The sequence below is a fragment of the Enterococcus sp. DA9 genome, assembly GCF_008000875.1.
GTDB lineage: Bacteria > Bacillota > Bacilli > Lactobacillales > Enterococcaceae > Enterococcus_B > Enterococcus_B lactis.
Genome location: NZ_CP042839.1, coordinates 93,858 through 113,511, shown reverse-complemented (window position 1 = coordinate 113,511; position 19,654 = coordinate 93,858). Strand labels below are relative to the sequence as shown.

Annotated in this window: 37 protein-coding genes and 1 pseudogene; 34 read left to right on the top strand and 4 right to left on the bottom strand. The window is 36.2% G+C overall.

The genetic code is table 11. The annotated features are described in order from the left end of the window. Positions 1-2: 2 nt before the first annotated feature. From FTX43_RS01350 to FTX43_RS01340, 3 genes are read right to left on the bottom strand one after another with little or no spacing between them, the layout of a single operon-like run. On the bottom strand, positions 3-314 hold the full coding sequence (locus FTX43_RS01350) for a hypothetical protein (protein ID WP_016628577.1): 312 nt from the start codon (positions 312-314) through the stop codon (positions 3-5). Positions 315-366: 52 nt separating this feature from the next. Continuing rightward, positions 367-762, bottom strand: a complete 396-nt coding sequence (locus tag FTX43_RS01345) for an ImmA/IrrE family metallo-endopeptidase (RefSeq protein ID WP_002321996.1) — start codon at positions 760-762, stop codon at positions 367-369. Positions 763-797: 35 nt separating this feature from the next. Then, a complete protein-coding gene (locus FTX43_RS01340; protein ID WP_002301535.1) occupies positions 798-1,145 on the bottom strand; it encodes a helix-turn-helix domain-containing protein in 348 nt (115 codons plus the stop codon). A gap of 297 nt (positions 1,146-1,442) precedes the next feature. Here FTX43_RS01340 and FTX43_RS14845 point away from each other — a divergent pair, with 297 nt between their 5' ends. The 21 genes and pseudogenes from FTX43_RS14845 to FTX43_RS01245 all read left to right on the top strand — a co-directional run bounded on the left by FTX43_RS14845 (position 1,443) and on the right by FTX43_RS01245 (position 10,119). Further along, entirely contained in the window at positions 1,443-1,664 is a 222-nt protein-coding gene (locus FTX43_RS14845; RefSeq protein WP_002332750.1) for a hypothetical protein, read from the top strand. 125 nt (positions 1,665-1,789) lie between these two features. Beyond that, positions 1,790-2,566: a phage antirepressor KilAC domain-containing protein gene (locus tag FTX43_RS01330; RefSeq protein WP_002330307.1), complete on the top strand. Its 777-nt coding sequence runs from the start codon at positions 1,790-1,792 to the stop codon at positions 2,564-2,566. A gap of 2 nt (positions 2,567-2,568) precedes the next feature. Further along, on the top strand, positions 2,569-2,781 hold the full coding sequence (locus FTX43_RS01325) for a helix-turn-helix transcriptional regulator (protein WP_002330306.1): 213 nt from the start codon (positions 2,569-2,571) through the stop codon (positions 2,779-2,781). Continuing rightward, on the top strand, positions 2,759-3,043 hold the full coding sequence (locus FTX43_RS01320; protein ID WP_002333281.1) for a hypothetical protein: 285 nt from the start codon (positions 2,759-2,761) through the stop codon (positions 3,041-3,043). The genes FTX43_RS01325 and FTX43_RS01320 overlap by 23 nt, the downstream gene beginning before the upstream one ends. Positions 3,044-3,063: 20 nt before the next feature. After that, complete coding sequence (locus tag FTX43_RS01315; protein WP_002311421.1) at positions 3,064-3,252, top strand: hypothetical protein; 189 nt, start codon at positions 3,064-3,066, stop codon at positions 3,250-3,252. After that, on the top strand, positions 3,249-3,422 hold the full coding sequence (locus tag FTX43_RS14840; RefSeq protein ID WP_002301528.1) for a hypothetical protein: 174 nt from the start codon (positions 3,249-3,251) through the stop codon (positions 3,420-3,422). Before FTX43_RS01315 ends, FTX43_RS14840 begins: the two co-directional genes overlap by 4 nt. A gap of 155 nt (positions 3,423-3,577) precedes the next feature. Beyond that, a complete protein-coding gene (locus tag FTX43_RS01310; RefSeq protein ID WP_142972305.1) occupies positions 3,578-3,919 on the top strand; it encodes a hypothetical protein in 342 nt (113 codons plus the stop codon). Beyond that, complete coding sequence (locus FTX43_RS01305) at positions 3,912-4,646, top strand: DUF1071 domain-containing protein (RefSeq protein ID WP_002322006.1); 735 nt, start codon at positions 3,912-3,914, stop codon at positions 4,644-4,646. The genes FTX43_RS01310 and FTX43_RS01305 overlap by 8 nt, the downstream gene beginning before the upstream one ends. A 5-nt stretch (positions 4,647-4,651) precedes the next feature. Continuing rightward, positions 4,652-5,338, top strand: a complete 687-nt coding sequence (locus FTX43_RS01300) for a putative HNHc nuclease (RefSeq protein WP_104867298.1) — start codon at positions 4,652-4,654, stop codon at positions 5,336-5,338. A gap of 2 nt (positions 5,339-5,340) precedes the next feature. Continuing rightward, entirely contained in the window at positions 5,341-5,568 is a 228-nt protein-coding gene (locus FTX43_RS01295; RefSeq protein WP_025481093.1) for a hypothetical protein, read from the top strand. Positions 5,569-5,570: 2 nt separating this feature from the next. Beyond that, positions 5,571-6,398 carry a replisome organizer gene (locus FTX43_RS01290; protein WP_147606668.1) on the top strand — a complete coding sequence of 276 codons (828 nt, stop codon included), beginning with the start codon at positions 5,571-5,573 and terminating at the stop codon, positions 6,396-6,398. A gap of 11 nt (positions 6,399-6,409) precedes the next feature. Further along, positions 6,410-6,679, top strand: coding sequence for a hypothetical protein (locus FTX43_RS01285; protein WP_104857089.1), 270 nt, complete (start codon positions 6,410-6,412; stop codon positions 6,677-6,679). Positions 6,680-6,683: 4 nt separating this feature from the next. Next, the gene (locus FTX43_RS14835) at positions 6,684-6,848 is read left to right on the top strand and encodes a hypothetical protein (protein ID WP_187160006.1); all 165 of its coding nucleotides are present in this window, start codon (positions 6,684-6,686) and stop codon (positions 6,846-6,848) included. After that, positions 6,841-7,143, top strand: a complete 303-nt coding sequence (locus tag FTX43_RS01280) for a hypothetical protein (RefSeq protein ID WP_002292987.1) — start codon at positions 6,841-6,843, stop codon at positions 7,141-7,143. The genes FTX43_RS14835 and FTX43_RS01280 overlap by 8 nt, the downstream gene beginning before the upstream one ends. Further along, a complete protein-coding gene (locus FTX43_RS01275; RefSeq protein ID WP_002301517.1) occupies positions 7,140-7,301 on the top strand; it encodes a hypothetical protein in 162 nt (53 codons plus the stop codon). Before FTX43_RS01280 ends, FTX43_RS01275 begins: the two co-directional genes overlap by 4 nt. A 2-nt stretch (positions 7,302-7,303) precedes the next feature. Continuing rightward, entirely contained in the window at positions 7,304-7,603 is a 300-nt protein-coding gene (locus tag FTX43_RS01270; protein WP_048946631.1) for a hypothetical protein, read from the top strand. After that, on the top strand, positions 7,603-7,878 hold the full coding sequence (locus FTX43_RS01265) for a hypothetical protein (protein ID WP_002333651.1): 276 nt from the start codon (positions 7,603-7,605) through the stop codon (positions 7,876-7,878). The genes FTX43_RS01270 and FTX43_RS01265 overlap by 1 nt, the downstream gene beginning before the upstream one ends. A 20-nt stretch (positions 7,879-7,898) precedes the next feature. Then, positions 7,899-8,111 (top strand): annotated as a pseudogene (locus FTX43_RS01260) (hypothetical protein); the annotation flags it as partial. Then, the gene (locus tag FTX43_RS01255) at positions 8,111-8,428 is read left to right on the top strand and encodes a hypothetical protein (RefSeq protein ID WP_002322112.1); all 318 of its coding nucleotides are present in this window, start codon (positions 8,111-8,113) and stop codon (positions 8,426-8,428) included. The pseudogene FTX43_RS01260 and the gene FTX43_RS01255, both read left to right, overlap by 1 nt. Further along, the gene (locus FTX43_RS01250; protein WP_002322113.1) at positions 8,425-9,240 is read left to right on the top strand and encodes a prohibitin family protein; all 816 of its coding nucleotides are present in this window, start codon (positions 8,425-8,427) and stop codon (positions 9,238-9,240) included. Before FTX43_RS01255 ends, FTX43_RS01250 begins: the two co-directional genes overlap by 4 nt. A 138-nt stretch (positions 9,241-9,378) precedes the next feature. After that, positions 9,379-10,119: a DUF1642 domain-containing protein gene (locus FTX43_RS01245; protein WP_147606666.1), complete on the top strand. Its 741-nt coding sequence runs from the start codon at positions 9,379-9,381 to the stop codon at positions 10,117-10,119. 144 nt (positions 10,120-10,263) lie between these two features. Here FTX43_RS01245 and FTX43_RS01240 read toward each other — a convergent pair whose 3' ends face one another. After that, the gene (locus FTX43_RS01240; RefSeq protein ID WP_147606665.1) at positions 10,264-11,103 is read right to left on the bottom strand and encodes a DUF4393 domain-containing protein; all 840 of its coding nucleotides are present in this window, start codon (positions 11,101-11,103) and stop codon (positions 10,264-10,266) included. A 94-nt stretch (positions 11,104-11,197) separates the two neighbouring features. On the opposite strand from FTX43_RS01240, the gene FTX43_RS01235 reads away from it, so the two are divergent. The 13 genes from FTX43_RS01235 (at position 11,198) to FTX43_RS01180 (ending at position 19,647) form a co-directional block, all read left to right on the top strand. After that, positions 11,198-11,386: a toxin PIN gene (locus FTX43_RS01235; protein WP_147606663.1), complete on the top strand. Its 189-nt coding sequence runs from the start codon at positions 11,198-11,200 to the stop codon at positions 11,384-11,386. 11 nt (positions 11,387-11,397) lie between these two features. Next, positions 11,398-11,694, top strand: a complete 297-nt coding sequence (locus tag FTX43_RS01230; RefSeq protein ID WP_104833045.1) for a hypothetical protein — start codon at positions 11,398-11,400, stop codon at positions 11,692-11,694. 76 nt (positions 11,695-11,770) lie between these two features. Beyond that, positions 11,771-12,184 (top strand): ArpU family phage packaging/lysis transcriptional regulator, encoded by a 414-nt coding sequence (locus FTX43_RS01225; RefSeq protein WP_010706374.1) that lies wholly within the window; start codon positions 11,771-11,773, stop codon positions 12,182-12,184. A gap of 12 nt (positions 12,185-12,196) precedes the next feature. Then, a complete protein-coding gene (locus FTX43_RS01220) occupies positions 12,197-12,595 on the top strand; it encodes a hypothetical protein (protein WP_147606661.1) in 399 nt (132 codons plus the stop codon). 347 nt (positions 12,596-12,942) lie between these two features. Continuing rightward, positions 12,943-13,317: a hypothetical protein gene (locus FTX43_RS01215; RefSeq protein WP_147606660.1), complete on the top strand. Its 375-nt coding sequence runs from the start codon at positions 12,943-12,945 to the stop codon at positions 13,315-13,317. A 36-nt stretch (positions 13,318-13,353) separates the two neighbouring features. Continuing rightward, positions 13,354-13,518: a hypothetical protein gene (locus FTX43_RS14830; protein ID WP_187160005.1), complete on the top strand. Its 165-nt coding sequence runs from the start codon at positions 13,354-13,356 to the stop codon at positions 13,516-13,518. Beyond that, positions 13,515-13,745, top strand: a complete 231-nt coding sequence (locus tag FTX43_RS01210) for a hypothetical protein (protein ID WP_147606658.1) — start codon at positions 13,515-13,517, stop codon at positions 13,743-13,745. The genes FTX43_RS14830 and FTX43_RS01210 overlap by 4 nt, the downstream gene beginning before the upstream one ends. Before the next feature lie 18 nt (positions 13,746-13,763). Continuing rightward, positions 13,764-14,219, top strand: coding sequence for a terminase small subunit (locus FTX43_RS01205; protein WP_002311445.1), 456 nt, complete (start codon positions 13,764-13,766; stop codon positions 14,217-14,219). Next, entirely contained in the window at positions 14,212-15,510 is a 1,299-nt protein-coding gene (locus FTX43_RS01200) for a PBSX family phage terminase large subunit (RefSeq protein ID WP_008274581.1), read from the top strand. The genes FTX43_RS01205 and FTX43_RS01200 overlap by 8 nt, the downstream gene beginning before the upstream one ends. 12 nt (positions 15,511-15,522) lie before the next feature. Then, on the top strand, positions 15,523-17,022 hold the full coding sequence (locus FTX43_RS01195) for a phage portal protein (protein ID WP_147606656.1): 1,500 nt from the start codon (positions 15,523-15,525) through the stop codon (positions 17,020-17,022). Positions 17,023-17,026: 4 nt separating this feature from the next. Next, a complete protein-coding gene (locus tag FTX43_RS01190; RefSeq protein ID WP_104889530.1) occupies positions 17,027-17,947 on the top strand; it encodes a minor capsid protein in 921 nt (306 codons plus the stop codon). A gap of 161 nt (positions 17,948-18,108) precedes the next feature. Continuing rightward, positions 18,109-18,711 carry a DUF4355 domain-containing protein gene (locus FTX43_RS01185; protein WP_002322712.1) on the top strand — a complete coding sequence of 201 codons (603 nt, stop codon included), beginning with the start codon at positions 18,109-18,111 and terminating at the stop codon, positions 18,709-18,711. A gap of 12 nt (positions 18,712-18,723) precedes the next feature. Beyond that, entirely contained in the window at positions 18,724-19,647 is a 924-nt protein-coding gene (locus FTX43_RS01180) for a phage major capsid protein (protein ID WP_002322711.1), read from the top strand. Positions 19,648-19,654: the final 7 nt, after the last annotated feature.

Genomic DNA, 19,654 nt, shown 5'->3' with positions numbered 1-19,654 from the left:
CCCTATTCAAATTCTAATTCTGCCATGCTATCATTGAAAAATTCGATCAGTCCTTGTTCCTCTATAAATTCAAGCCATATTTCCCTCCCGTTAATTAATGGAACTCCTTTTTCTTTACGAATTGTCTGATACAAGTTAGTCACGACTTGTTTCCACATTTCTAATACAGCTTTATCTATTTTCTTATCATCCCAGCGTTTTTTTTGGGGTCTATTTTTGTTTTTTTCAATTTGATAATTAGTAGCTTTGATGATAAATGTTTCGTATCCGGTTGTGTTTTTTTCTAACCATTCTTTGAATTCTGTATATATCATTTTTGTTCACCTTTCTATTTTTGAACATATGTTCTTTTTTGCTTAAAAAATTTTAGAGAGCTGCATAACAATAGATGCGAGCTTTTAATAATTCTTTCACAAGTGGTTCGAAGCGAACGCTTAAATTGTTATCTTCTATAAATTTCATGTAATTGATATTGTGTGGTTCTAATTCAGACTTTGCAATATATCTATCTAATAATTTTTCAATCATGAAGCGATCAGCCTCATATTCCATTTTTGAATGGAGAGAGAATGCTAAGTTATATAAAAAATAATTATCATGATGTTTAGAAGCGTGTCCTAATTCATGTAATAAGGTTCTTTGTCTTCTATACTTAGATAAATTAGCTTTTATTACTATGGTATTCATACAAGCAACATAATGGCCATCGGCATCAAGGTTTTCACGCTCTTCTACCTTAACGCCGAGTTCATTAATTATCATTTCAATTTGACTGTCCAAATGACTCACCTACTTATTTAGTTATCTTTTTTCTCTAAATATGCTTCAATCATAGCTGATAGTATTTCCCTATCATTATCGGTGAGCGGTTTTCCGTCGCTACTCATAACAGATGCTAAAGCTTCTTCCACGGTTAGTTTTCTTTCCTCTGGTGCAACTCCCGCGTTAGGATCATCTGTGCGTCCTAGCAAATAATCTGTTGAAACATGGAAATAGTCAGCAACTGCATTTAGTTTATCAATGGATGGCTTACTCTTTTTCCACGCATAAAGTGAATTTTTACTAAAATTAAGTTTTTCTTCCAATTCGACAATAGATATTTTGCGTTTATCTGCTAACATTTTTACTCTCTCAAATGTTGTCATAATAATGATTCTCCGATCATGCCTAAAACACATCTTAAAAACTTTGTAGATAATCGTTGACATCTACAAAACTTTATAGTAATATATGTTCGTAAGCTAATTTAATAAGCTAACAAGCAATAAGAAAGACACCTAATAAAGTAAACAAATTCAAGGTCGGGAAACTTAGAATGTTAATTTATAGGGTAATTCTGTGCTTATTTATCTATGCACTTATTCTACAAAACTTTTTAGAAACTGTCAATAAAATTAGCTAATTTTATTAGCTTACATATTTAAAGAAAAGGAGGAAACATCATGAAACAAAATAAAAAAACTCCTTCCGCAAAAGGAGCTTTAATAACTTTAAATTTTAAAGACCAAAAGTTTAGTGCTGTTGTTGATGAAATTCATCCACAAGAGCATCAAAAAAATTCTTTTGCAACTGGCGAGAAAAAGACTCAGAAACATTCCGAGAAAATTCTTCGAATAACTCAATTTCTGTTGGAAAAGATTCGTCATTTTGGAAATCTATTTTGAATTCTTTATTAACAGTCTTGAATACGGTTTGTTTGAATAAGGCGTCGACATCCATATTAAATTCTTCCATACTATTTTCACCTCGCTTTCTATTCAAAATTATACCAAAGAAAGGAATGAGCAAAATGAACACACCACAAATTTTTAATTTCGGACAACAGGAAGTAAGAACAGTTTTATTAAATGATGAACCGTATTTTGTAGGTAAAGATGTAGCTGAGATTCTTGGATACGAACGTGCAGACAACGCTGTCAGAAATCATGTTGACGAAGAGGATAGGCTAATGCACCGAATTAGTGCATCAGGTCAAAATCGTAATATGACAATCATCAACGAGTCAGGCCTTTACAGTTTAATCTTAAAATCAAAACTTCCTTCTGCCAAAAAATTCAAACGATGGGTAACAAGTGAAGTGTTGCCAGCAATTAGAAAACATGGAGGTTATCTAACTCCAGAAAAAGTAGAAGAAGCTTTGCTTAATCCAGATACAATCATCCAATTAGCAACTAAGTTGAAAGAAGAACGTACTGGAAGACTGATAGCTGAACAAAAAATAGCAGAATACGAACCCAAAATCTCCTATTTAGATAGCATATTATCTTCTACAGATTCAGTAACAATTAGCCAGATTGCAGCAGATTATGGGATGTCTCCACAACAGATGAATAAATTACTTCATAAACTAGGTATTCAGAAAAAAGTAGGCAATCAATGGTTATTATGTAAGAAACATATGAGACAAGGATATACAAAATCTCATACAACTGAGATTCCGAAATCTGATGGCGGAACAAAAGTTGTGATGAATACTAAATGGACTCAAAAAGGACGTTTGTTCATTTATGAGTCGCTAAAAAAAGAAGGATATATTCCAGAAATTGATCTATTAGAGGAGAGATAGTTATGTCGCAGGACTTCATTTTAAAAGTGCGTGTGGCGCTAGCTACGCATGACAAGAGTCAAGCTTGGTTAGCTGAAAAGCTTGGTATTTCAACAGCATACATGTCGGATATTATGAATGGACGTAGAAAGCCAGATAAACAAATCAAGCCAATTGAGGCAGTGCTAGCAGAATTAGAAAAGGAGAAAAATTATGCAAATAACAATTCCAGATAATTTAGTAGTTTCCGAATTAACTACACAGATCACGAATGCAGTGCTTAATTCTTTGGAAGAACGATTACACCTTATGAATAAATCAGTGGAGCTTCCTCCATATCCAAACAAATCAGAGGTAAAAAAAGTTTTAGGCATTGGTGATGACAAATTAGCACATTGGATAAACCTAGGCTTAAAAACACAGCAGTGGAGCAAGTTAGACATCAGAATTGAACGATCGGAGCTCCAAAGATTTTTGAAAGAAAACTTTGAGTTCTAAAGGCAAAGGAGAATGATTTTATGTCCTACACATTGCAACAAGAACATCAAATTCTCGGTTTGATTAAACAACGCAGGAAACAATTACAAGATGACCGTGCAGCGCTTAGAAAAGCCGATGAGCTATCAGATAGACAAGCTGAACTAATTGCTTCTGAACTTGAGGATTTGAGAATGCTAGAAATAAAAAATAGGGAGATTAGATTATGAAGAAGACAGACACACTTTTTATAGGATTCATTTTGGGGTTATTAGTGATTGTAGCGCACCAAAGTATTATCGGGGGAAGTTTGTTTGCAGCATTGATGGTTTTAATCAATCTGCTTGATTCAAAAGAAAGGAGCAACTACGGCACGAGAAGAAGCGCTAAAAATCGGTAAAGTGATTGCTGATAATTGGTGGGCAAATAGCCGTCCTATTATTTTAAGCAAGCAACATATCGAAAAGAAAAAAACATGGCAACAAATAAAAAAGTGACTCCGCCGACCAAAGCAATGAGTCACTCAAAAAATCATAACTAAGGAGATTTTAACATATGGAAAATGAACTTTCCACTCTAGATCAATATTTGACTGATCCTAGTTGGGGCAAATCGAATATCAAGGAAACAAATAATCGAAAAATCAGACGTAATCTTTTGACGGATGAAGAACTAGCATGTGATCAAGACGATTTGGGAAATTTTGTGAGTATTTGGGATCATGTCTATCTTATCCATTTATCGAAGAAGTCCAAAAAACCTGAATATATCTATGTCATCGAAGATGGCTTGATTGATGCGCTAGAAGAGTATGACAGAGATAACTTGATTGATATCTCTTATTACGGACCAGGTAAGAAATACATTGCTGAAATGGAGGCAGAATTTGATGAGTGAAGGAACGAAACGCAACGATAACAAATTATTCAATAGTCTATACAAGATAACCGTCAATGATGTTGTTGAAAAAAGAAACAAACTAACTTATCTGTCCTGGGCATGGGCATGGGCAGAAGTCAGCAAAATCTGCGAAGAAGTAGACTACGAAATCTATCGTGATCCAGAAACGCATCGTCCATACCTCTTTGATGAAAAAACAGGCTATATGGTTTTTACCAGTATCACAGTCAACGGAGTAAAGCGTGACATGTGGTTACCAGTCATGGATGGTGCAAACAAGGCAATGAAAGATGAGCCATATACCTACGAAGTCAATGATTATCAGTGGAATAACGAAACGAAGAAAAAAGAGATTGTTGGAAAAATCGAAAAGCGAGTTGAAGCAGCAACTATGTTTGATATCAACAAAACGATCATGCGCTGTCTTGTAAAAAATCTAGCAATGTTTGGGCTAGGGCTATATATATTTGCTGGTGAAGATATGCCAGAAGACGTCTCGATGCTTGAACCAGCTACTCAAAGAAGCAAAAAGCTATTCTTGGATGCTTTACAACTGGTTGCTAACAAGTACGAAAAATCAATTGATGAAGCAATTGTTGCATTGACTGATGCAGCTTCCATAACCGCTGATGACAGTAAATGGACCAAGAGAGACTTGGGCATTCTAAAACGAGGCGTTAATTGGCTTGAAGATCAGTACAGAGAAGAAACAAAAGAGAAGTGATATGAGTGTTTAAACCACTAATAGATTCATACTCGGCGGTACTAAAGAAATTTAAAGGTAACGACATTGGTGCAACAATCAACGAAGAAGTAAATATCGAACGGCTGAAAACAATGTATGACGGCTATGATGGCGATCGAATCATTGAAATTCGTTTTATTGATCCACGTCGGTTCACCGCACAGCAACGAAACTTCATCTATGCGCTCATAGGCGATATTTTCATCGATACAGGCATGCCAACGGACTTCTGGAAGGAATTCTTTTACTTCCGCTTTGAAGGTGTCACAGGGCGCAAAATAAGCCTCAAAGACGAATCGAATACAACCGTGAGTGATGCTAACGTCTTAGCAAATATCATCTTAGATTTCATCTTTGAACATCATATTCCTTTCAAAGAAGGCTATGAGATTTTACCAGCGAATCAAGAATATTACTTCTACAAATGCATCACAAAAAGAGTCTGCTGCATCTGTGGCAAAACAGGAGCTGACATCGATCACTTTGACAAAGCGCTAGGAAGACGAAAGCGCAAAGAAGTTGATCATTCAGAGTACACATTTGCAGCACTCTGCAGAATCCATCACACAGAGAAACACAAAATAGGTGTGATCAATTTTAAAAATAAATATCAAATCAAAGGAATCAAGTTAAACCAGGAGACAATCAAGAAATTAAGAATCGGGGTCTAATGATGATTAATTTAAATGCAGTAGCGTTTGCACAAACATGGCACACTAAGTATAAAAAAATGAGTCCAAGAGACAAATTGTTCTTAGAAATCATGACATTTGCTTTCATTGGCACACAAGCTGAACAAAGCGATATTAGTGTCGAAAAAATTAAGACCAATAGATTAGTTAATGGAATTACAGAGACTTGTTACCAGTACACGATTATCGTCGTGGATGAGGAGGAATAATTTTGGCAGAAAGAAGAATGTTCGCAAAGACAATTATTGATTCTGATGCATTCCTAGATATGCCTTTATCGACACAGGCATTATATTTCCATCTATCAATGCGCGCAGATGATGACGGATTTATTAATAATCCCAAAAAAATACAACGTATGGTTGGTTGTGGTGATGATGATTTAAAACTGCTTATGGCAAAAAGATTCATCTTAGTTTTCGAGAGCGGTGTGATCGTCATTAAGCATTGGAAAATACACAACTATATTCGTAATGATCGTTACAAACCCACGTTATATCAGGATGAAAAAGCTTTACTAGCAGACAAAGATAACAAAGCTTATACATTTGCAGAAGAGCTTTCTAAACATGATGAAAAACTTGGTATACCAGATGACAACCAAGCGGTATACCAAATGGATACACAGGTTAGGTTAGGTAAGGATAGGTTAGGTAAGGATAGTAAAGAGATAAAAGATGTAACGCCTTCGAAAAAATCGAAGGCTAAGCCCATCCGTCATAAATACGGAGAGTATAAAAATGTTCTTTTGTCAGATGAGCAGATGGAGAAACTCAAAATAGAATTCCCTAATGACTATCAAGAACGAATAGAACGGCTATCTGAGTATTGTGAATCATCAGGTAAGACTTATAAAAACTATTTGGCAACTATTCGAAGCTGGGCAAGAAAAGAAAAAAATGAATCTAAGAGCGCAAGCAGTGGATACAAGCGCACAGGGAGACGAGAGAAGCTTCCTGAGTGGGCAATCGACCAAGAAGCCTATCTTAAGAAAAAAGCGCTAGAACGAGCTAATAGACAATCAAAAGCACCATTCTAAGAGGTGGAAAATTGAAAATCGATTATCTAGAACTAATTAATGAAATAGCAAAGTATAAAACTGGTGAGGAAATAGAAATCCTGAGAGACGTATATGATCAACTCGAAGAAGCTGGAATCGAAGGAATTAAGAAAGACCGTTCGAGTTGGAGTAAACTCAGATACTATTTCGCACTCTATATCGATGCAACACAATTAAGAAATTTAGCTTATACAAAATTACTATTTGTTGATTGCGTTAAAGGATTGCAAAAACATCTTAGTGAACTTGAACAGGTGTAATCAGATGGATCTAAAAACATTTACAGCACAGATCGAACTAATGCATCAAGAAGTTTTAAGACAAAGCGCCTCGTACGAAGACAAGTGGCTCAACACGTTCCATGGCGGACGTGAGAGCGCACTTGATCAAGTACTCAAATTATTGAAAGGGGAACGTCGGGATGGATAAGAAAGCGGCAATGCAGCGAATTATCGAATTGACTTATTCAGAAGATTGGCAAAATGACAAAGAAGCTGCTTCGGAAGTGATGAGACTTGGAAGAGAGATGTGGGCAGACAAGAGCAACAAGCCAAGACCGCGAAAAATCGCAATCTGGCATGGCGACAAAATTCTAGTCACAGGAACTGCCCAGCAGTTAGCAACTCTCACAGGATTGCACGAGAAAATCGTGAGAAAGAGAGCTAGGTGTGGATACACAGACGTTAAGAAGAGAACGTTTAGGTACGTGGAGGAATCATCATGACAACAGAAGAAGTGATTCAAATGCGTATTCGAAGCATTCAACGTGAAATTGACGATCTGGAACGGACAAAGGCAGTGATGGTCAATGAAACAGCGAGAAAGGCAATCGATTTGCACATAGAGAATTTAAGAAGGGAAATTCGTAGATTGGAGGAATGAGCGTGGGTAAGAAAGCAGCAATGAAACGAATCATCGAACTGACACATTCTGAGAATTGGCAAGAAGACAAAGAAATAGTTGCAGAAGTCCAAAAGCTCGGTAAATCAATGTGGACTGAAAAACCCAAACGGAAAACGCCGAGAAAAATTGCAATCTGGCATGGTGACCGAATTCTAGTAACAGGTACCGCTGAACAGTTATCTGAAATTACTGGATTAAGCAAAAACATTATCTGGGATAGAGCTAGGAGCTTATGGATTGATTCAAAAGGACGACAGTTTAGGTATGTGGAGGAGAAATAATGAGAACAGAATGCAATAGATATCGAGATTATATGACTACTGGTCATAATACGATTGCTAACCATCGGATTTATAAATTCCCAAACGGTTGGGGAGCAAGTGTGATTTGCGGTTTTGGATCATACGGCTTGGAATTAATGCCTATCAGTTTTGATGGATCTTGTGATTACACCTTTGACTGGGAACCGTTTGGATATTTGTCTGATGAGGAGATGGAAAACCATCTAACTGATATTTTCGAAAATGGCGGAAACTTTAAACGGGCAGGAATTTAGTCCACTATCCGAAGAAATAGCAGGAAGGAAACATTCGCTACACCGAAGCAAAAGAAGAATCACGAGCAGATATCGGATACTTCCAAACTGTCTCATCGTGTTTAAAGGCGATACAACGCGATTACGTGTTAAGTGAAGAAAGAACGATAAAAAGTATTATCGAGTACAAAAAAGCGTTAGAAAACATCACTAGACAGTTTGAACAGGCATGTGAGATTGAGGAGGAGAAATAATGGAATTCGTAGACTTAAATGTACGTGGGATCAAATGCGATAATCCAGAATGTGATTATTCTGATATGGCAGTAAAATACGAAAATTATCCGCAATGGTTGAACAAGCCATGTCCGAAATGCGGCGCTAATCTTCTGACGCAAGAAGACTTGGATGCAACAGAGCAGCTTATGGAGATTGTCAATCTTACAAACGAGATCCTCAAAGATTCAGGATTGGAGAAGCAGGATATGAATAAATATATCGTACCTGTAGAAGCGAATGGAACCGGTGAATTGTCATTTGGAGAAATAAAAAAACTGGAGGAAGAAAAATGAACGAAAATAAATTAATCAAACTAGGTGTGGCAGGAGTAGTAATAGTAGGTATTGGAGTTATCGGAGGATTTAAGTTTTTCGAAAAAATTGATAACGGATATGTGGGTGTGCGCTATTCAATGAATGGCGGTATCAAAGATGAAGCACTGACGCAAGGTGTGAAATTTGTTGGGATTGACAAAGTGATCCAATATCCAATTCGCTTGCAAACTATCCAATCAAAAAACATTTCAGTATCAACAAGCGATGGCAAAAAGACAACGATTGATATCAAATATGACTACAAAGTTGATTCAACTAAAGCAGCAAAAATGTACAAAGAATTTGGGAATATCACTTCGGAAGATATCGAAAGTGGATGGTTAAAATCTAAGCTTCAAAAAGTAGCGCGTGAAGTTTATGCCAAATATAGCCTGCTTGATGTCCTTTCAGGAGATTCCTCTAAAGTTGAAGCTGAGGTACTAACGAACTTTGCTAAATCAGTTGAATCTAAAGGGTTTGAAGTCGAAGACGTAACACTTGGTGTTCCAGATGTCGATAAAGAAACACAAAAATCAATTGATGCGATCATTCGAGCTGGTCAAGAAAATGAAAAAGCGAAGCTAGATGCAGAAACTGCAAAAACTCAAGCTGATAGTGAAGCTTACAAGAAAACAAAAGCTGCAGAAGCGGAAGCTGAATCAAACCGTAAAGTTGCCGAATCTGTAACAGATAATTTAATTCGTTATGAAGAAGCTCAAGCTCGAAAAGAGCATGGATGGGTAACAGTAAACGGAGCAGATACTGTAGTTACGGATGAAACAGGTAAATAATATGGGATTCTTTATAGCTAAAATTCTCTTGTTCTTAGGTTTGGTAGGAGTGGCATATCTCGTGTATGCCCTCCTTTCCAAAACTGATGACAAAGAAGATGACAACGACGATGAAATGAAATTTTAGGAGGAGAAATAATGGACGAACTAATCACAAAAGTAGAGCAGTGGGCAAAAGATAAGGGATTGAACCAGGCAGATCCAAAAGCACAATTTTTGAAAGTAGCCGAGGAATTCGGGGAAATCGCTTCAGCAATGGCAAGAAGTAATGACGAGCTATTTAAAGATAGCGTAGGAGATGTAATCGTCACGCTGATTATCCTTTCCATGCAAAAAGGGACAAACGTACAAGAGTGTTTAGAAATGGCATACAACGAAATCAAAGGACGCACAGGGAAAATGGTAGATGGTGTATTCGTGAAGTCAAGTGATTTAAAACAACTAGACGAACCGAAGAAGCTAGTTATTCCACAACTCGTGGCCGGTTGGCTTGAGAAATTTACGGACCCTTTTACAAAAGCTGAAAAAATAGCGTATTTAATCAAATCTAAAGATGGTGATTCATATTATTTCTGTGATTGGTTTGTACGAGATGGCATAGTGACGCAAGAACAAGGAGAAGAATTACTCGCTTGGGCAAAGAGACAATCATATGAAACACTATTGAGCCTATACAACGGCTACGAGGTTGAGAAAAAGCCAAAATATATAGTCAAAATTGGCAAACTTTACTTAAAGGAACCTTTAGGTGATACTAGCAATTTTACAATTCTCACAACTTGGGATAAGAAATGTGCTTACCCGTTTAGTAGTTTCCATATGGCTGATATACATGCTGCTAAATTTGAGGGAACAGTGGAAGAGGTGGCAGAAGGATGAGTGAATTGGTAATAATCATTTTAGTCTCTATAATAACTTCTTTTATTATTTCTTTTAGCATGGTGAAATGGCACATAAGGATGTTTAACAAATGGATGGAAAAGTTTTTCGATGAAGAAACAAAACAAATAAAAAACTACTTGTCTAGAGACAAGTAGCACAAAAATTTTTACCAAAGGGAGTCATTTTAACTAAGCCATGGGCAATTTTAGGTTCAGACATTATCATATTTTGATATTGTTGTTTTATCATTTCAGGGATGTCTGTTTTCTGCAAAATACTGTTAACTTGATTATTGTTGTTTTCAATTTCTTTTAAACAATCACTGTATTCTAGAGTATCTTTAAAAATATCATAAACTTTTTTATTATTTTTCCATTCAGAGAAAGTTATTTCAACAAGCCCAAGTCTGTTCAAATTAGCTAGTGAGGAAGCCTGAAGTTTTTGATTTTTTTGATTTTTATTTCCTAAAAAAAGAGGAGATTGATATTCTTTGTAACCACCTGTTTCAAACATAATATTTAGTTTAGCTATTTCATATATATCTTCGTTTAAATGAATAGCCAGCAGATTTTCAGCATCTAAAGGTTCCATCTGTTTTATTATTTCAACAAATGAGGAATGCACTGTGAATTTTTTAGTTTTGTCCATAGAGGATGCAATTAATTTTGCAAACATCTCTCTAAGAGATTCATCATCTATATAATATTTAGATGCCTCAAGGGCAGGACCTAAAATTTTTAATTCAGGTTCCTTGAGATTTTTAGGATTAATTGAAGAAGCTTCTTTTAATAATTGATTCTTGTAAGCTTCGATATTTGCACTTTGATTAGCGCGTAGCATTTCAGCTCTTTCATTAGTAGCGTGTCCAAAATTAACATACCACCAATCTTCTAATGTCTGTATCGGTCCTTTAAAGACCCCAGCTGAAGCTGCTCCGCCAAGCATACCAGATAAAATTGGAAAAAAAGATGATGGGTCCATGAGCTTACCTCCGTTATCTTAATACATTAATTATAAATAAAAATTCAAAAAAATACCATTAAGTATAGAAAAGAAAAAAGGGAGTTGATTGACAATGAACACCAGACACCGCAGAGTAGCAAAACTAAGAAAACAAGAACTGAATGTACTAAAGACAAAGTTTGAAAAAGAATATGGAATTTCAACAGAAGAAACATATAAAGTGGCAAGTCAGTGTGTTGCTGATGCAAGTGATGCTATTCGTAAGTTTGGAATTTCGATATTAAGTGATGATCGTAAATAGGAGGAAAAAGAATGAAACTAAAAGACGGATTTTACGCTAGTAGTCACGGCATCGGCGGTTTAATGCTAGATATGCCGACTAAGAATCCTAAAACACGTAAGAAACCAAAAGTCAAAGTCGGTGACATGGTTCGCTGCGAAGCAGAAGGGTTCATCTATCCATTTCGTGGATATGTAGAACACGTCTATAATCACTCAGCAATCATTCGTATCGAAAATACAATGAAGTGTGACAAGTGGTTAGCGAAAAGTAAAGAGAATTTAGCAGTGGTGAGATTGGTGGATATTGAACTAATCAATGACAAATAAAAAAGCCGGATCGCTCCGACTGATGTAATAAATCCGACAAGTTTATTATATCACATAAAAGGAGCGGTTTGACTTGATGCAATTGTTACGAGAGGTAGATTTCAAACAGACAAGATGTAATGCGAGAGATGTGCTGAAGAACTTTCGGCGTTTGGAGCGGATGGCAGGTCGCTCTTTGATAGATATTAAGTCGCCTATCATAACCGATATGCCGAAGGCTCCGAAATATGGAAACAAGGCAGAAGACGCGATCATTCAGATGATGGATATAGAAGCAGAGAGAGATGCGATTCTAGCGGCTTTGATGGCTCTTAGTCTGATTAGTCGTCAGATACTCTACTACAGCTTTTGTGTGCCAGATAGCTTCTCAAACTACAGGATTAGCCGTGAAGTGGGTTATTCAGAAAGAAGCATACAACGGATGAAATCGGAAGCTCTAATAGAGTTTGCAGAAGCGTATAAACATGGGGAAAAAATTGCTTATAAATAAGAGGTGGAGTCAATGAAAGTTTATACTAAAAAAGATTATGATTATAGACAAACAGTACTTGAAAATATTAAAAATGTAGAACCTCTATTTCAAACAGATAAAGTAATAGAGTTTAACCAGCCTTTTTCCTACAAAGGCAGAAACTATATGAGTTGTATGCATGATCCTGAAAATGACATTCTTATTGTTGAATCTTTTGAATTAAAGGAAATTCCAGAATATGATTATCAGTATTCGGATGAAATTATGTGTCCGTATTGCGGAGATTTGCAATGTGATTCATGGGAATCAGATGAAATAGGCAAAGAACAATGCGATATATGTGGAGGTACATTTGAGTACTCACGTGAAGTGACGGTTAGCTATTGTTCAACTAAGCTAGAATATCCTCAAATAACTTTAATCGAATAATTTGGCGGTTTTTTGGCGGAATGATGGCGGTTTTTAGCCGTTTACCAGTGATATTATGATAGTGTCGAAAGATTAGGAAACAGGACTTCGACAAAATAAAATGTAAGGGAGGAAATCTCCCTCATCGTTTTAATTAAGCTTCGATAGACAGCAGCAAATAAGCTAAAGGATGTGGGGTTCAGCTCCTACAGTTAGTTCATGTGTTGCTGTCTATTAATTGCAACTCTTTCGGTTTTATTGAGTATTTACTCAACTTAAAAAAACTGTTGTTTGTAGATGTAAGCTGTGCCTATTTATACATAGTAAAAAATGATATAATAAAAATATTACGAAAGGGGTGAGAGTGCATGGAAGACAAAATGTATTTAAGACAAAATGTTTTCACAAAAAAAGATATTGAAAATCAAATTAATGGATTTATACAGAAATTAGAAAATGCAAATTCTTATTTGATAAATAAGGAACTAAATAAAGCTTATGACCAGTGGAAAGAAGTATATGATGAGTTGAAATTGATTCGAAATGAAACAAAATTAGTACGAACGGAGAAAAAGAATGAAAATAGTTTCTTTTTTGATGGATATGCTATATTGATGTTGGAAACTGTAGCAAAACAAAATATAAAAGCTCCCAAAAAAGAACTATCTGACAATATTGATAACGCATTAGCCGAGTTAAGGTATTACGTTATGCAAATAAAAGATGTTAGGATCACTCGTTGAGTGGTCTTTTTATTTTACATAAAGGAGGTAACAACAATGTATAGACCACAATACTTAGAACAGAAGTATGAAGTAATCACTGTGCAAAATGGTAACGGTGAGATAGTACGAAAGTATAGAAGACCAATAAAGAGCGATACATATAAACGAAAGGAAAACAATGAAGTTATTTCTTTTCGCAGAAGGAGAAAAGTCAAATGAGAAACTACTGGTATGTATCACTAACGAATAGGTATCCACAACCAAACGCAGATGATCCAATTAGAGTTGTCCAATCAGTCCAAATTAAAAAGAAATACTCCATCATTGAAATGACCAGAGAAGCTACACCGAAAGAGATCGATAAGTACAATCTTCGTTACTGTGGCCATGGATATTTTAGTGAGCAGAACATACAGACAAATATAAAAAATATCATTAACATATAACAAAGGTGGTGATGGAAAATGAGTAAGTTGAATCCTAAGCAACAAGCCTTTGCTGATGAGTACATCATCACAGGCAATGCTTATCAGTCAGCGCTGAAAGCTGGCTATAAAGAAAACTACGCTAAGAACGCACAAGAAAAATTGGTGGAAAAAGGTGGAAAAGTATCCGACTACATTCAAGAGAAGCTAAAAGAAGTTCAAACTAAGAGGCATTTAACAATGGAAGAAGCTTTGGCTATTACTGCTTCTATTGCAAAAGGAGAACCACAACGCTTTGAAGTTGTTAAGAGAGATCCTTATACAAACGAAATCATAGAGCGTGAAGTGAGTGAATATTCAGCAGGTTTCAAAGAACGTAACCAAGCACTTGAACATTATTATAAAATAAACGCAGCATTTGTAGATAAGCAGAAAGTTGAAATTTCTGAAATACCTACTTTCATTGATGATATAAGTAGTGATGATGATGGCTAAAAAACTATCTGAATTTCTTCCGCCGAAGTTTCATTCAGTATGGAGAGCAACTTTAAATCAAGACATTCTTAATATAGTTTGTAAAGGTGGGCGTGGTTCAGGAAAATCATCGGATATAGCGCATATCGTTACTCAGTTACTTATGAGATATGCAGTGAATGCTGTAGGTATACGTTATGTTGATAATACACTTGAGCAATCTATTTATGAACAAATGAAATGGGCAATTGAGAAGCAGGGAGTATCGCGCCTATTTAAGTTTAATAAGTCACCACTTAAAATTACTTATCTTCCAAGAGGGAATTATATGATATTTCGTGGTGCTCAAAACCCAGAACGAATCAAGTCTTTAAAAGATAGCAAGTTTCCATTTGCTATAGGTTGGATTGAAGAATTAGCAGAATTTAAAACAGAAGATGAAGTCACGACTATCACGAACTCCCTTTTACGTGGAGAATTAGATGATGGTCTTTTTTATAAGTTTTTTTACAGCTACAATCCACCTAAGAGAAAACAATCTTGGGTAAATAAAAAATATGAGACTTCTTTTCAACCGGACAATACTTTTATTCATCACTCGACCTATCGAGATAATCCATTCATCTCTAAGGAATTTCTGAAAGAAGTTGAGGCAACTAGAGAAAGGAATCCAAGAAGGGCTGAGTGGGAATATGATGGAAAAGCTGTGGGGTCAGGAGTTGTGCCTTTTGATAATCTACAAGTTAAGAAAGGTTCTATTACAGATGAAATGATCTCTAACTTTGATAACATCCGCAACGGTTTGGACTATGGATATGCAACGGATCCTTTAGCGTTCGTCAGATGGCATTATGACAAAAAGAAAAACGGTATTTATGCAATCGATGAAATTTACGGCGTGAAGATCAGCAATAGAGAATTTGCAAACAAAGCTAAATCTAAAGGTTACCAAAATGAGGAGATATTTTCAGATAGCGCAGAGCCAAAGAGTAATGCTGAATTAGTTAATGAACATGGCATGAAAGGAATAAAAGGCGTGAAAAAAGGACCTGATTCTGTTGAGTACGGTGAACAGTGGCTAGATGATTTGGCTTTTATTTGTATTGATCCACTACGCACTCCGAATATTGCTAAGGAATTCGAGAACATCGACTATCAAACAGATCGTGATGGAAATCCTAAGCCAAGGTTAGAGGATAAAGACAACCATACGATTGATGCGACAAGATACGCCTTCAACGAAGACATGTGGGCCAAAAAGAAATCAACCGTTACTAAAGAGCAGCGGAACAAAATCAAGAGGATGTTTTAAGGAGAGTGAACAATGGATAAGGTAAATGAGTTTGAACATGGATCTGATATACATTATTCTAACGACGTGAACACAAATTATGTAAAGTTTAGCGTAGACTCAAATCTTCACTATAGATTTAGCTCAGCAGAAGATTTACTAAACGATTCAGATACTTTAGCAGCAATGATAAAACATCATCATGAATATCAGGTAAAGCGGCTTAGTGTATTAGATGATTATTACAAAGCTAGAAATACAAATATCATGGATAACCGTAGACGTAGAGAAAAGGAAAAAGCGGATCATCGATCAGCACATAACTTTGGAAAAGTTCTTTGTACGTTTGATGTTGGGTACAACACAGGCAATCCTATAAAAGTGCAAATCGAGGACACAAATCAACAAAAAGAAATCGAAGAGTTTAATACTAATAATGACATAGATGGGTTAAATGCTGAACTCTGGCTTGATATGGATAAGTATGGGAGAGCCTATGAGATTATCTATCGAGATTCAGATGATACAGATTATGTTGATTTGGCTAATGTATTTGAAACGTTTGTTGTATATGATACTACAGTAAAACGAGAGCCTATTTTGGCTGTACGGTATCCTAAGACAAGATTCAACAAGGATGCTGATAAACAGTACATTCAACCAATCGTATACACAAAAGAAAAAAGTATCACTTATGATGAGACGACGCTAACAGCAATTGAGTTAAAGAATCCTCAAGATGAACTGCATGAATATAAAGAGGTACCTATTACAGAGTATTCTCCTAATCGTTTCCGAATGGGCTTGTATGAAGATGTGCTATCCTTGATTGATCTATATGATGCAGGACAGTCTGATACAGCCAACTATATGACTGATCTAAACGATGCTCTTCTAGTTATTAGTGGTGATATTGAAGCAGCAGGACTATCCACAGAGGACGCCATCAAGCAGAAAGAAGCGAATATGCTTTTGCTTGAGTCTGGAACTGATGTGAACGGTAATAAAACAAGTGTGACTGCAGGATATATTTACAAACAATATGATGTGAACGGTGTAGAAGCATACAAAGACAGAGTGCGCAAGGATATTCACGAAATCTCAATGGTTCCTGATCTTACAGATGACAATTTTTCCGGAGTGCAATCAGGAGAAGCAATGAAATATAAATTGTTTGGATTTGAACAAATGACGGCAACAAAGCAAAGGCTATTCAAAAAAGGCCTTATGCGGCGTTATCGTCTTTTATTTAGCCTAAAATCAAGTATTTCTGAAATGGATAACTCCGATTTGAAAGGCTTACGTGTAATATTTACGCCTAATCTACCTAAAGCCATTCTGGAAGAGTTGAAATCTTTGGTTGATGCTGGAGCTGAACTCAGTCAAGAGACGATCTTAGGACTCGCTTCTTTTGTTCCAGATGTACAGGCAGAGTTGAAACGAGTAAATAAAGAAACGCAAAAGCAGACTGGTATTTTTGATTCAGATGGTGAAGAAGTAATTAGCAACAAAAAAGATGAAACAGGGGAGTGATTAAATGAACTCCCAAGAATATTGGATCAAACGGGAAAAAGAATGGCAAAAGCAACAAATTAAAGATGATAAAAAGCGCATGGCAGAAATTAAAAGTCGCATGCAATACGCGCAAGATGCGATACAAAAAGAAATAGACGCGCAGTGGGATAGTTTTTCCAATGGTCAGAAAATCACTCGTAGCGAAGCGATGAAGCGTGCTAGTGAAATGGACGTCAAAGCATTCGCTCGCAAAGCAAAGAAGTATGTTAAAGAGAAAGATTTTTCTCCTACAGCAAACCAAGAATTAAAGCTATACAATCTTACGATGCGTGTAAATAGATTAGAGCTCTTAAAAGCTAATATCGGACTTGAACTGATTTCACTGTTTAATGAATTGGATAAGTACTTTTCGAATGAATTAACAAAAGCGGGTATGGATGAACTAAAGCGTCAAGCAGGAATACTTGAACTGACAATATCTGAAAAAGGCTATCTGAAATTAGTGGAACATGTAATAAATAGCTCATTTAGGGCTGATGGATTTGCAACATTTAGCGAACAGCTTTGGATGTATCAATCAGAATTGAAAGCCGATTTGGATAAGTTACTTGTTCGAAGTGTGACAATGGGTCGTAACCCTAAGCAGTTGGCTCCAGAATTAAGTAAGTTTCTAACAAAAGAAGGGCGAGAGAATACTAAGTTTAATGCACAACGTTTGATGGTAACCGAAACAACAAGAATTCAAAGTGGTGTACAGAAGGAAAGTTATCTAGATGCGGATATTGAGAAATATGGATGGGTAACTGAACCTAACGCTTGTCAATTATGTAAAAGCATTGCCGCTGATGGTCCATATTTAGTAAGTGAAATGGAAGTTGGCAAAAATATGATGCCGGTACATCCTTTTGATAGATGTTCTACTTATCCCATTGTGGATCGCTAAAAGTTAATAGTCGATAAATATAGGAGCCGCTAGCCAATTCGCTAACGACTTTTTATTGTGCCTTCTTACAGCTTACAGGCGTTAAAGAGAAAGCTATTTTCGGCTGACCGGCGTAACTGGTCAAATTTATCGGGTAGCGGCGTAACCGTGGAGGATTAATCATGAAAAAACGTTTATTTATGCCAATGAACTTACAATTTTTTTCTGAACCAGGAGATGGTGGATCTGGTGATGAGGGACAACAAGGAAACCTACCAGCTGGCTCACAAGAGACACCGACCGAAGCAAAAGAAGAAAACAATACTGGCAAAACATTTTCTCGTGATGAAGTAGCGAAAATGATCGCTGCTGAGACGAATAAAGCAAAAGCAGCGTGGGAAAAAGAACTAGAAGCAAAAAAAGAAGAAGCTAAAAAGCTGGCAAAAATGAATGCGGAAGAAAAACTACAGCATGAGTTGGAACAAAAAGAAGCTGAAATCGCTGAATTAAAGCGTGGACAGGCACTATCTGAAATGACGAAAGAAGCTTCTAAAATGCTGACAGATGCAAATTTACCACACGATGATGATTTACTTGGTCTGATTGTTTCTGATGATGCAGATGCCACAAAACAAGCTGTAGCAGTCATCACTAACTTTGCTTCTTTGATTAAGAGAGAAAACGCAAGACAAACACCACCAAATGAAGGTGGACAATTTACAGCATCGAAAAATACTAAAGAAACAGTGGCTAAACTAGCTGCTAAAAATCGAATTATCAAATAGGAGGAAAACTTAATGAAAAAGAAACAACTTTTACCAATGAACTTGCAAATGTTTGCTCAAACATGGGATCCAGATAATGTCTTGGTATATGAAACGAAAGAGGGAAAAATTCCTGATAAATATAATACGCTCATTTTGAGTGAAGTTATGGAAAATTCTAAGATCATGCAGTTAGCAAAATACGAAGAAATGACTGACAAAGAAAAGAAATTTGAATACTTTGCAGAAGGACCAGGCGCATACTGGGTGGGTGAAGGTGAAAAAATTAAAACGTCTAAACCTAAATGGATGCAAGCTACGATGACTGCAAAAAAACTCGGTGTCATTCTTCCGGTTTCTCGTGAATATTTAAATTATAAATTATCAGATTTCTTTGAGGAGATGCAGCCAAAAATTGCTGAAGCTTTCTATAAAAAATTTGATGCAGCTGCCTTATTAAATAAAGAAAACCCATTTCCTCAGTCACTAGACGGATCAGTTATTAGTGCGGGGAATGTGGTTGAAGGCGGATTGACTTATGATAATATCCTAGCCTTAGAAGACAAATTAGCAGAAAATGAATTTGAACCTAATGCGTTTATTTCAAACCGAAAAAATCGTACAGAATTACGTTCTGCAGCTCAAACAGTAGGGTCAAATGTTGAGTTTATTTACGATCGCTCTGCTAATACAATTGACGGATTACCAGTAGTAGACCTTAAGTCTTTAGATAAAGGAACTCTTTACGCTGGAGACTTTAATTACATGTTTTATGGAATCCCATATAATATTTCATTTAAGATTTCTGAAGAAGCCCAATTGTCTACTTTAACTAATGAAGATGGAACCCCAGTTAACTTGTTTGAGCAAGAACTGATTGCTTTGCGTGCAACAATGGATGTTGGATTTATGATTGTAAAAGATGAAGCATTTGGGAAGATTTCCCCAAAAGCGTAACGCCTGC

Excerpts from the sequence above, each read along its gene's own strand:
- FTX43_RS01215 (WP_147606660.1), top strand. The coding sequence starts at position 12,943 with ATGGAAGACAAAATGTATTTAAGACAAAATGTTTTCACAAAAAAAGAT.
- FTX43_RS01250 (WP_002322113.1), top strand. The coding sequence starts at position 8,425 with ATGAACGAAAATAAATTAATCAAACTAGGTGTGGCAGGAGTAGTAATA.
- FTX43_RS01295 (WP_025481093.1), top strand. The coding sequence starts at position 5,341 with ATGATTAATTTAAATGCAGTAGCGTTTGCACAAACATGGCACACTAAG.
- FTX43_RS01330 (WP_002330307.1), top strand. The coding sequence starts at position 1,790 with ATGAACACACCACAAATTTTTAATTTCGGACAACAGGAAGTAAGAACA.
- FTX43_RS01210 (WP_147606658.1), top strand. The coding sequence starts at position 13,515 with ATGAGAAACTACTGGTATGTATCACTAACGAATAGGTATCCACAACCA.
- FTX43_RS01240 (WP_147606665.1), bottom strand. The coding sequence starts at position 11,103 with ATGGACCCATCATCTTTTTTTCCAATTTTATCTGGTATGCTTGGCGGA.
- FTX43_RS01325 (WP_002330306.1), top strand. The coding sequence starts at position 2,569 with ATGTCGCAGGACTTCATTTTAAAAGTGCGTGTGGCGCTAGCTACGCAT.
- FTX43_RS01315 (WP_002311421.1), top strand. The coding sequence starts at position 3,064 with ATGTCCTACACATTGCAACAAGAACATCAAATTCTCGGTTTGATTAAA.
- FTX43_RS01350 (WP_016628577.1), bottom strand. The coding sequence starts at position 314 with ATGATATATACAGAATTCAAAGAATGGTTAGAAAAAAACACAACCGGA.
- FTX43_RS01180 (WP_002322711.1), top strand. The coding sequence starts at position 18,724 with ATGAAAAAGAAACAACTTTTACCAATGAACTTGCAAATGTTTGCTCAA.
- FTX43_RS01340 (WP_002301535.1), bottom strand. The coding sequence starts at position 1,145 with ATGACAACATTTGAGAGAGTAAAAATGTTAGCAGATAAACGCAAAATA.
- FTX43_RS01265 (WP_002333651.1), top strand. The coding sequence starts at position 7,603 with ATGAGAACAGAATGCAATAGATATCGAGATTATATGACTACTGGTCAT.
- FTX43_RS14845 (WP_002332750.1), top strand. The coding sequence starts at position 1,443 with ATGAAACAAAATAAAAAAACTCCTTCCGCAAAAGGAGCTTTAATAACT.
- FTX43_RS01200 (WP_008274581.1), top strand. The coding sequence starts at position 14,212 with ATGGCTAAAAAACTATCTGAATTTCTTCCGCCGAAGTTTCATTCAGTA.
- FTX43_RS01230 (WP_104833045.1), top strand. The coding sequence starts at position 11,398 with ATGAAACTAAAAGACGGATTTTACGCTAGTAGTCACGGCATCGGCGGT.
- FTX43_RS14830 (WP_187160005.1), top strand. The coding sequence starts at position 13,354 with ATGTATAGACCACAATACTTAGAACAGAAGTATGAAGTAATCACTGTG.
- FTX43_RS01220 (WP_147606661.1), top strand. The coding sequence starts at position 12,197 with ATGAAAGTTTATACTAAAAAAGATTATGATTATAGACAAACAGTACTT.
- FTX43_RS01345 (WP_002321996.1), bottom strand. The coding sequence starts at position 762 with ATGATAATTAATGAACTCGGCGTTAAGGTAGAAGAGCGTGAAAACCTT.
- FTX43_RS01245 (WP_147606666.1), top strand. The coding sequence starts at position 9,379 with ATGGACGAACTAATCACAAAAGTAGAGCAGTGGGCAAAAGATAAGGGA.
- FTX43_RS01205 (WP_002311445.1), top strand. The coding sequence starts at position 13,764 with ATGAGTAAGTTGAATCCTAAGCAACAAGCCTTTGCTGATGAGTACATC.
- FTX43_RS14835 (WP_187160006.1), top strand. The coding sequence starts at position 6,684 with ATGGATCTAAAAACATTTACAGCACAGATCGAACTAATGCATCAAGAA.
- FTX43_RS01310 (WP_142972305.1), top strand. The coding sequence starts at position 3,578 with ATGGAAAATGAACTTTCCACTCTAGATCAATATTTGACTGATCCTAGT.
- FTX43_RS01305 (WP_002322006.1), top strand. The coding sequence starts at position 3,912 with ATGAGTGAAGGAACGAAACGCAACGATAACAAATTATTCAATAGTCTA.
- FTX43_RS01185 (WP_002322712.1), top strand. The coding sequence starts at position 18,109 with ATGAAAAAACGTTTATTTATGCCAATGAACTTACAATTTTTTTCTGAA.
- FTX43_RS01235 (WP_147606663.1), top strand. The coding sequence starts at position 11,198 with ATGAACACCAGACACCGCAGAGTAGCAAAACTAAGAAAACAAGAACTG.
- FTX43_RS01225 (WP_010706374.1), top strand. The coding sequence starts at position 11,771 with ATGCAATTGTTACGAGAGGTAGATTTCAAACAGACAAGATGTAATGCG.
- FTX43_RS01255 (WP_002322112.1), top strand. The coding sequence starts at position 8,111 with ATGGAATTCGTAGACTTAAATGTACGTGGGATCAAATGCGATAATCCA.
- FTX43_RS01320 (WP_002333281.1), top strand. The coding sequence starts at position 2,759 with ATGCAAATAACAATTCCAGATAATTTAGTAGTTTCCGAATTAACTACA.
- FTX43_RS01195 (WP_147606656.1), top strand. The coding sequence starts at position 15,523 with ATGGATAAGGTAAATGAGTTTGAACATGGATCTGATATACATTATTCT.
- FTX43_RS14840 (WP_002301528.1), top strand. The coding sequence starts at position 3,249 with ATGAAGAAGACAGACACACTTTTTATAGGATTCATTTTGGGGTTATTA.
- FTX43_RS01275 (WP_002301517.1), top strand. The coding sequence starts at position 7,140 with ATGACAACAGAAGAAGTGATTCAAATGCGTATTCGAAGCATTCAACGT.
- FTX43_RS01190 (WP_104889530.1), top strand. The coding sequence starts at position 17,027 with ATGAACTCCCAAGAATATTGGATCAAACGGGAAAAAGAATGGCAAAAG.
- FTX43_RS01280 (WP_002292987.1), top strand. The coding sequence starts at position 6,841 with ATGGATAAGAAAGCGGCAATGCAGCGAATTATCGAATTGACTTATTCA.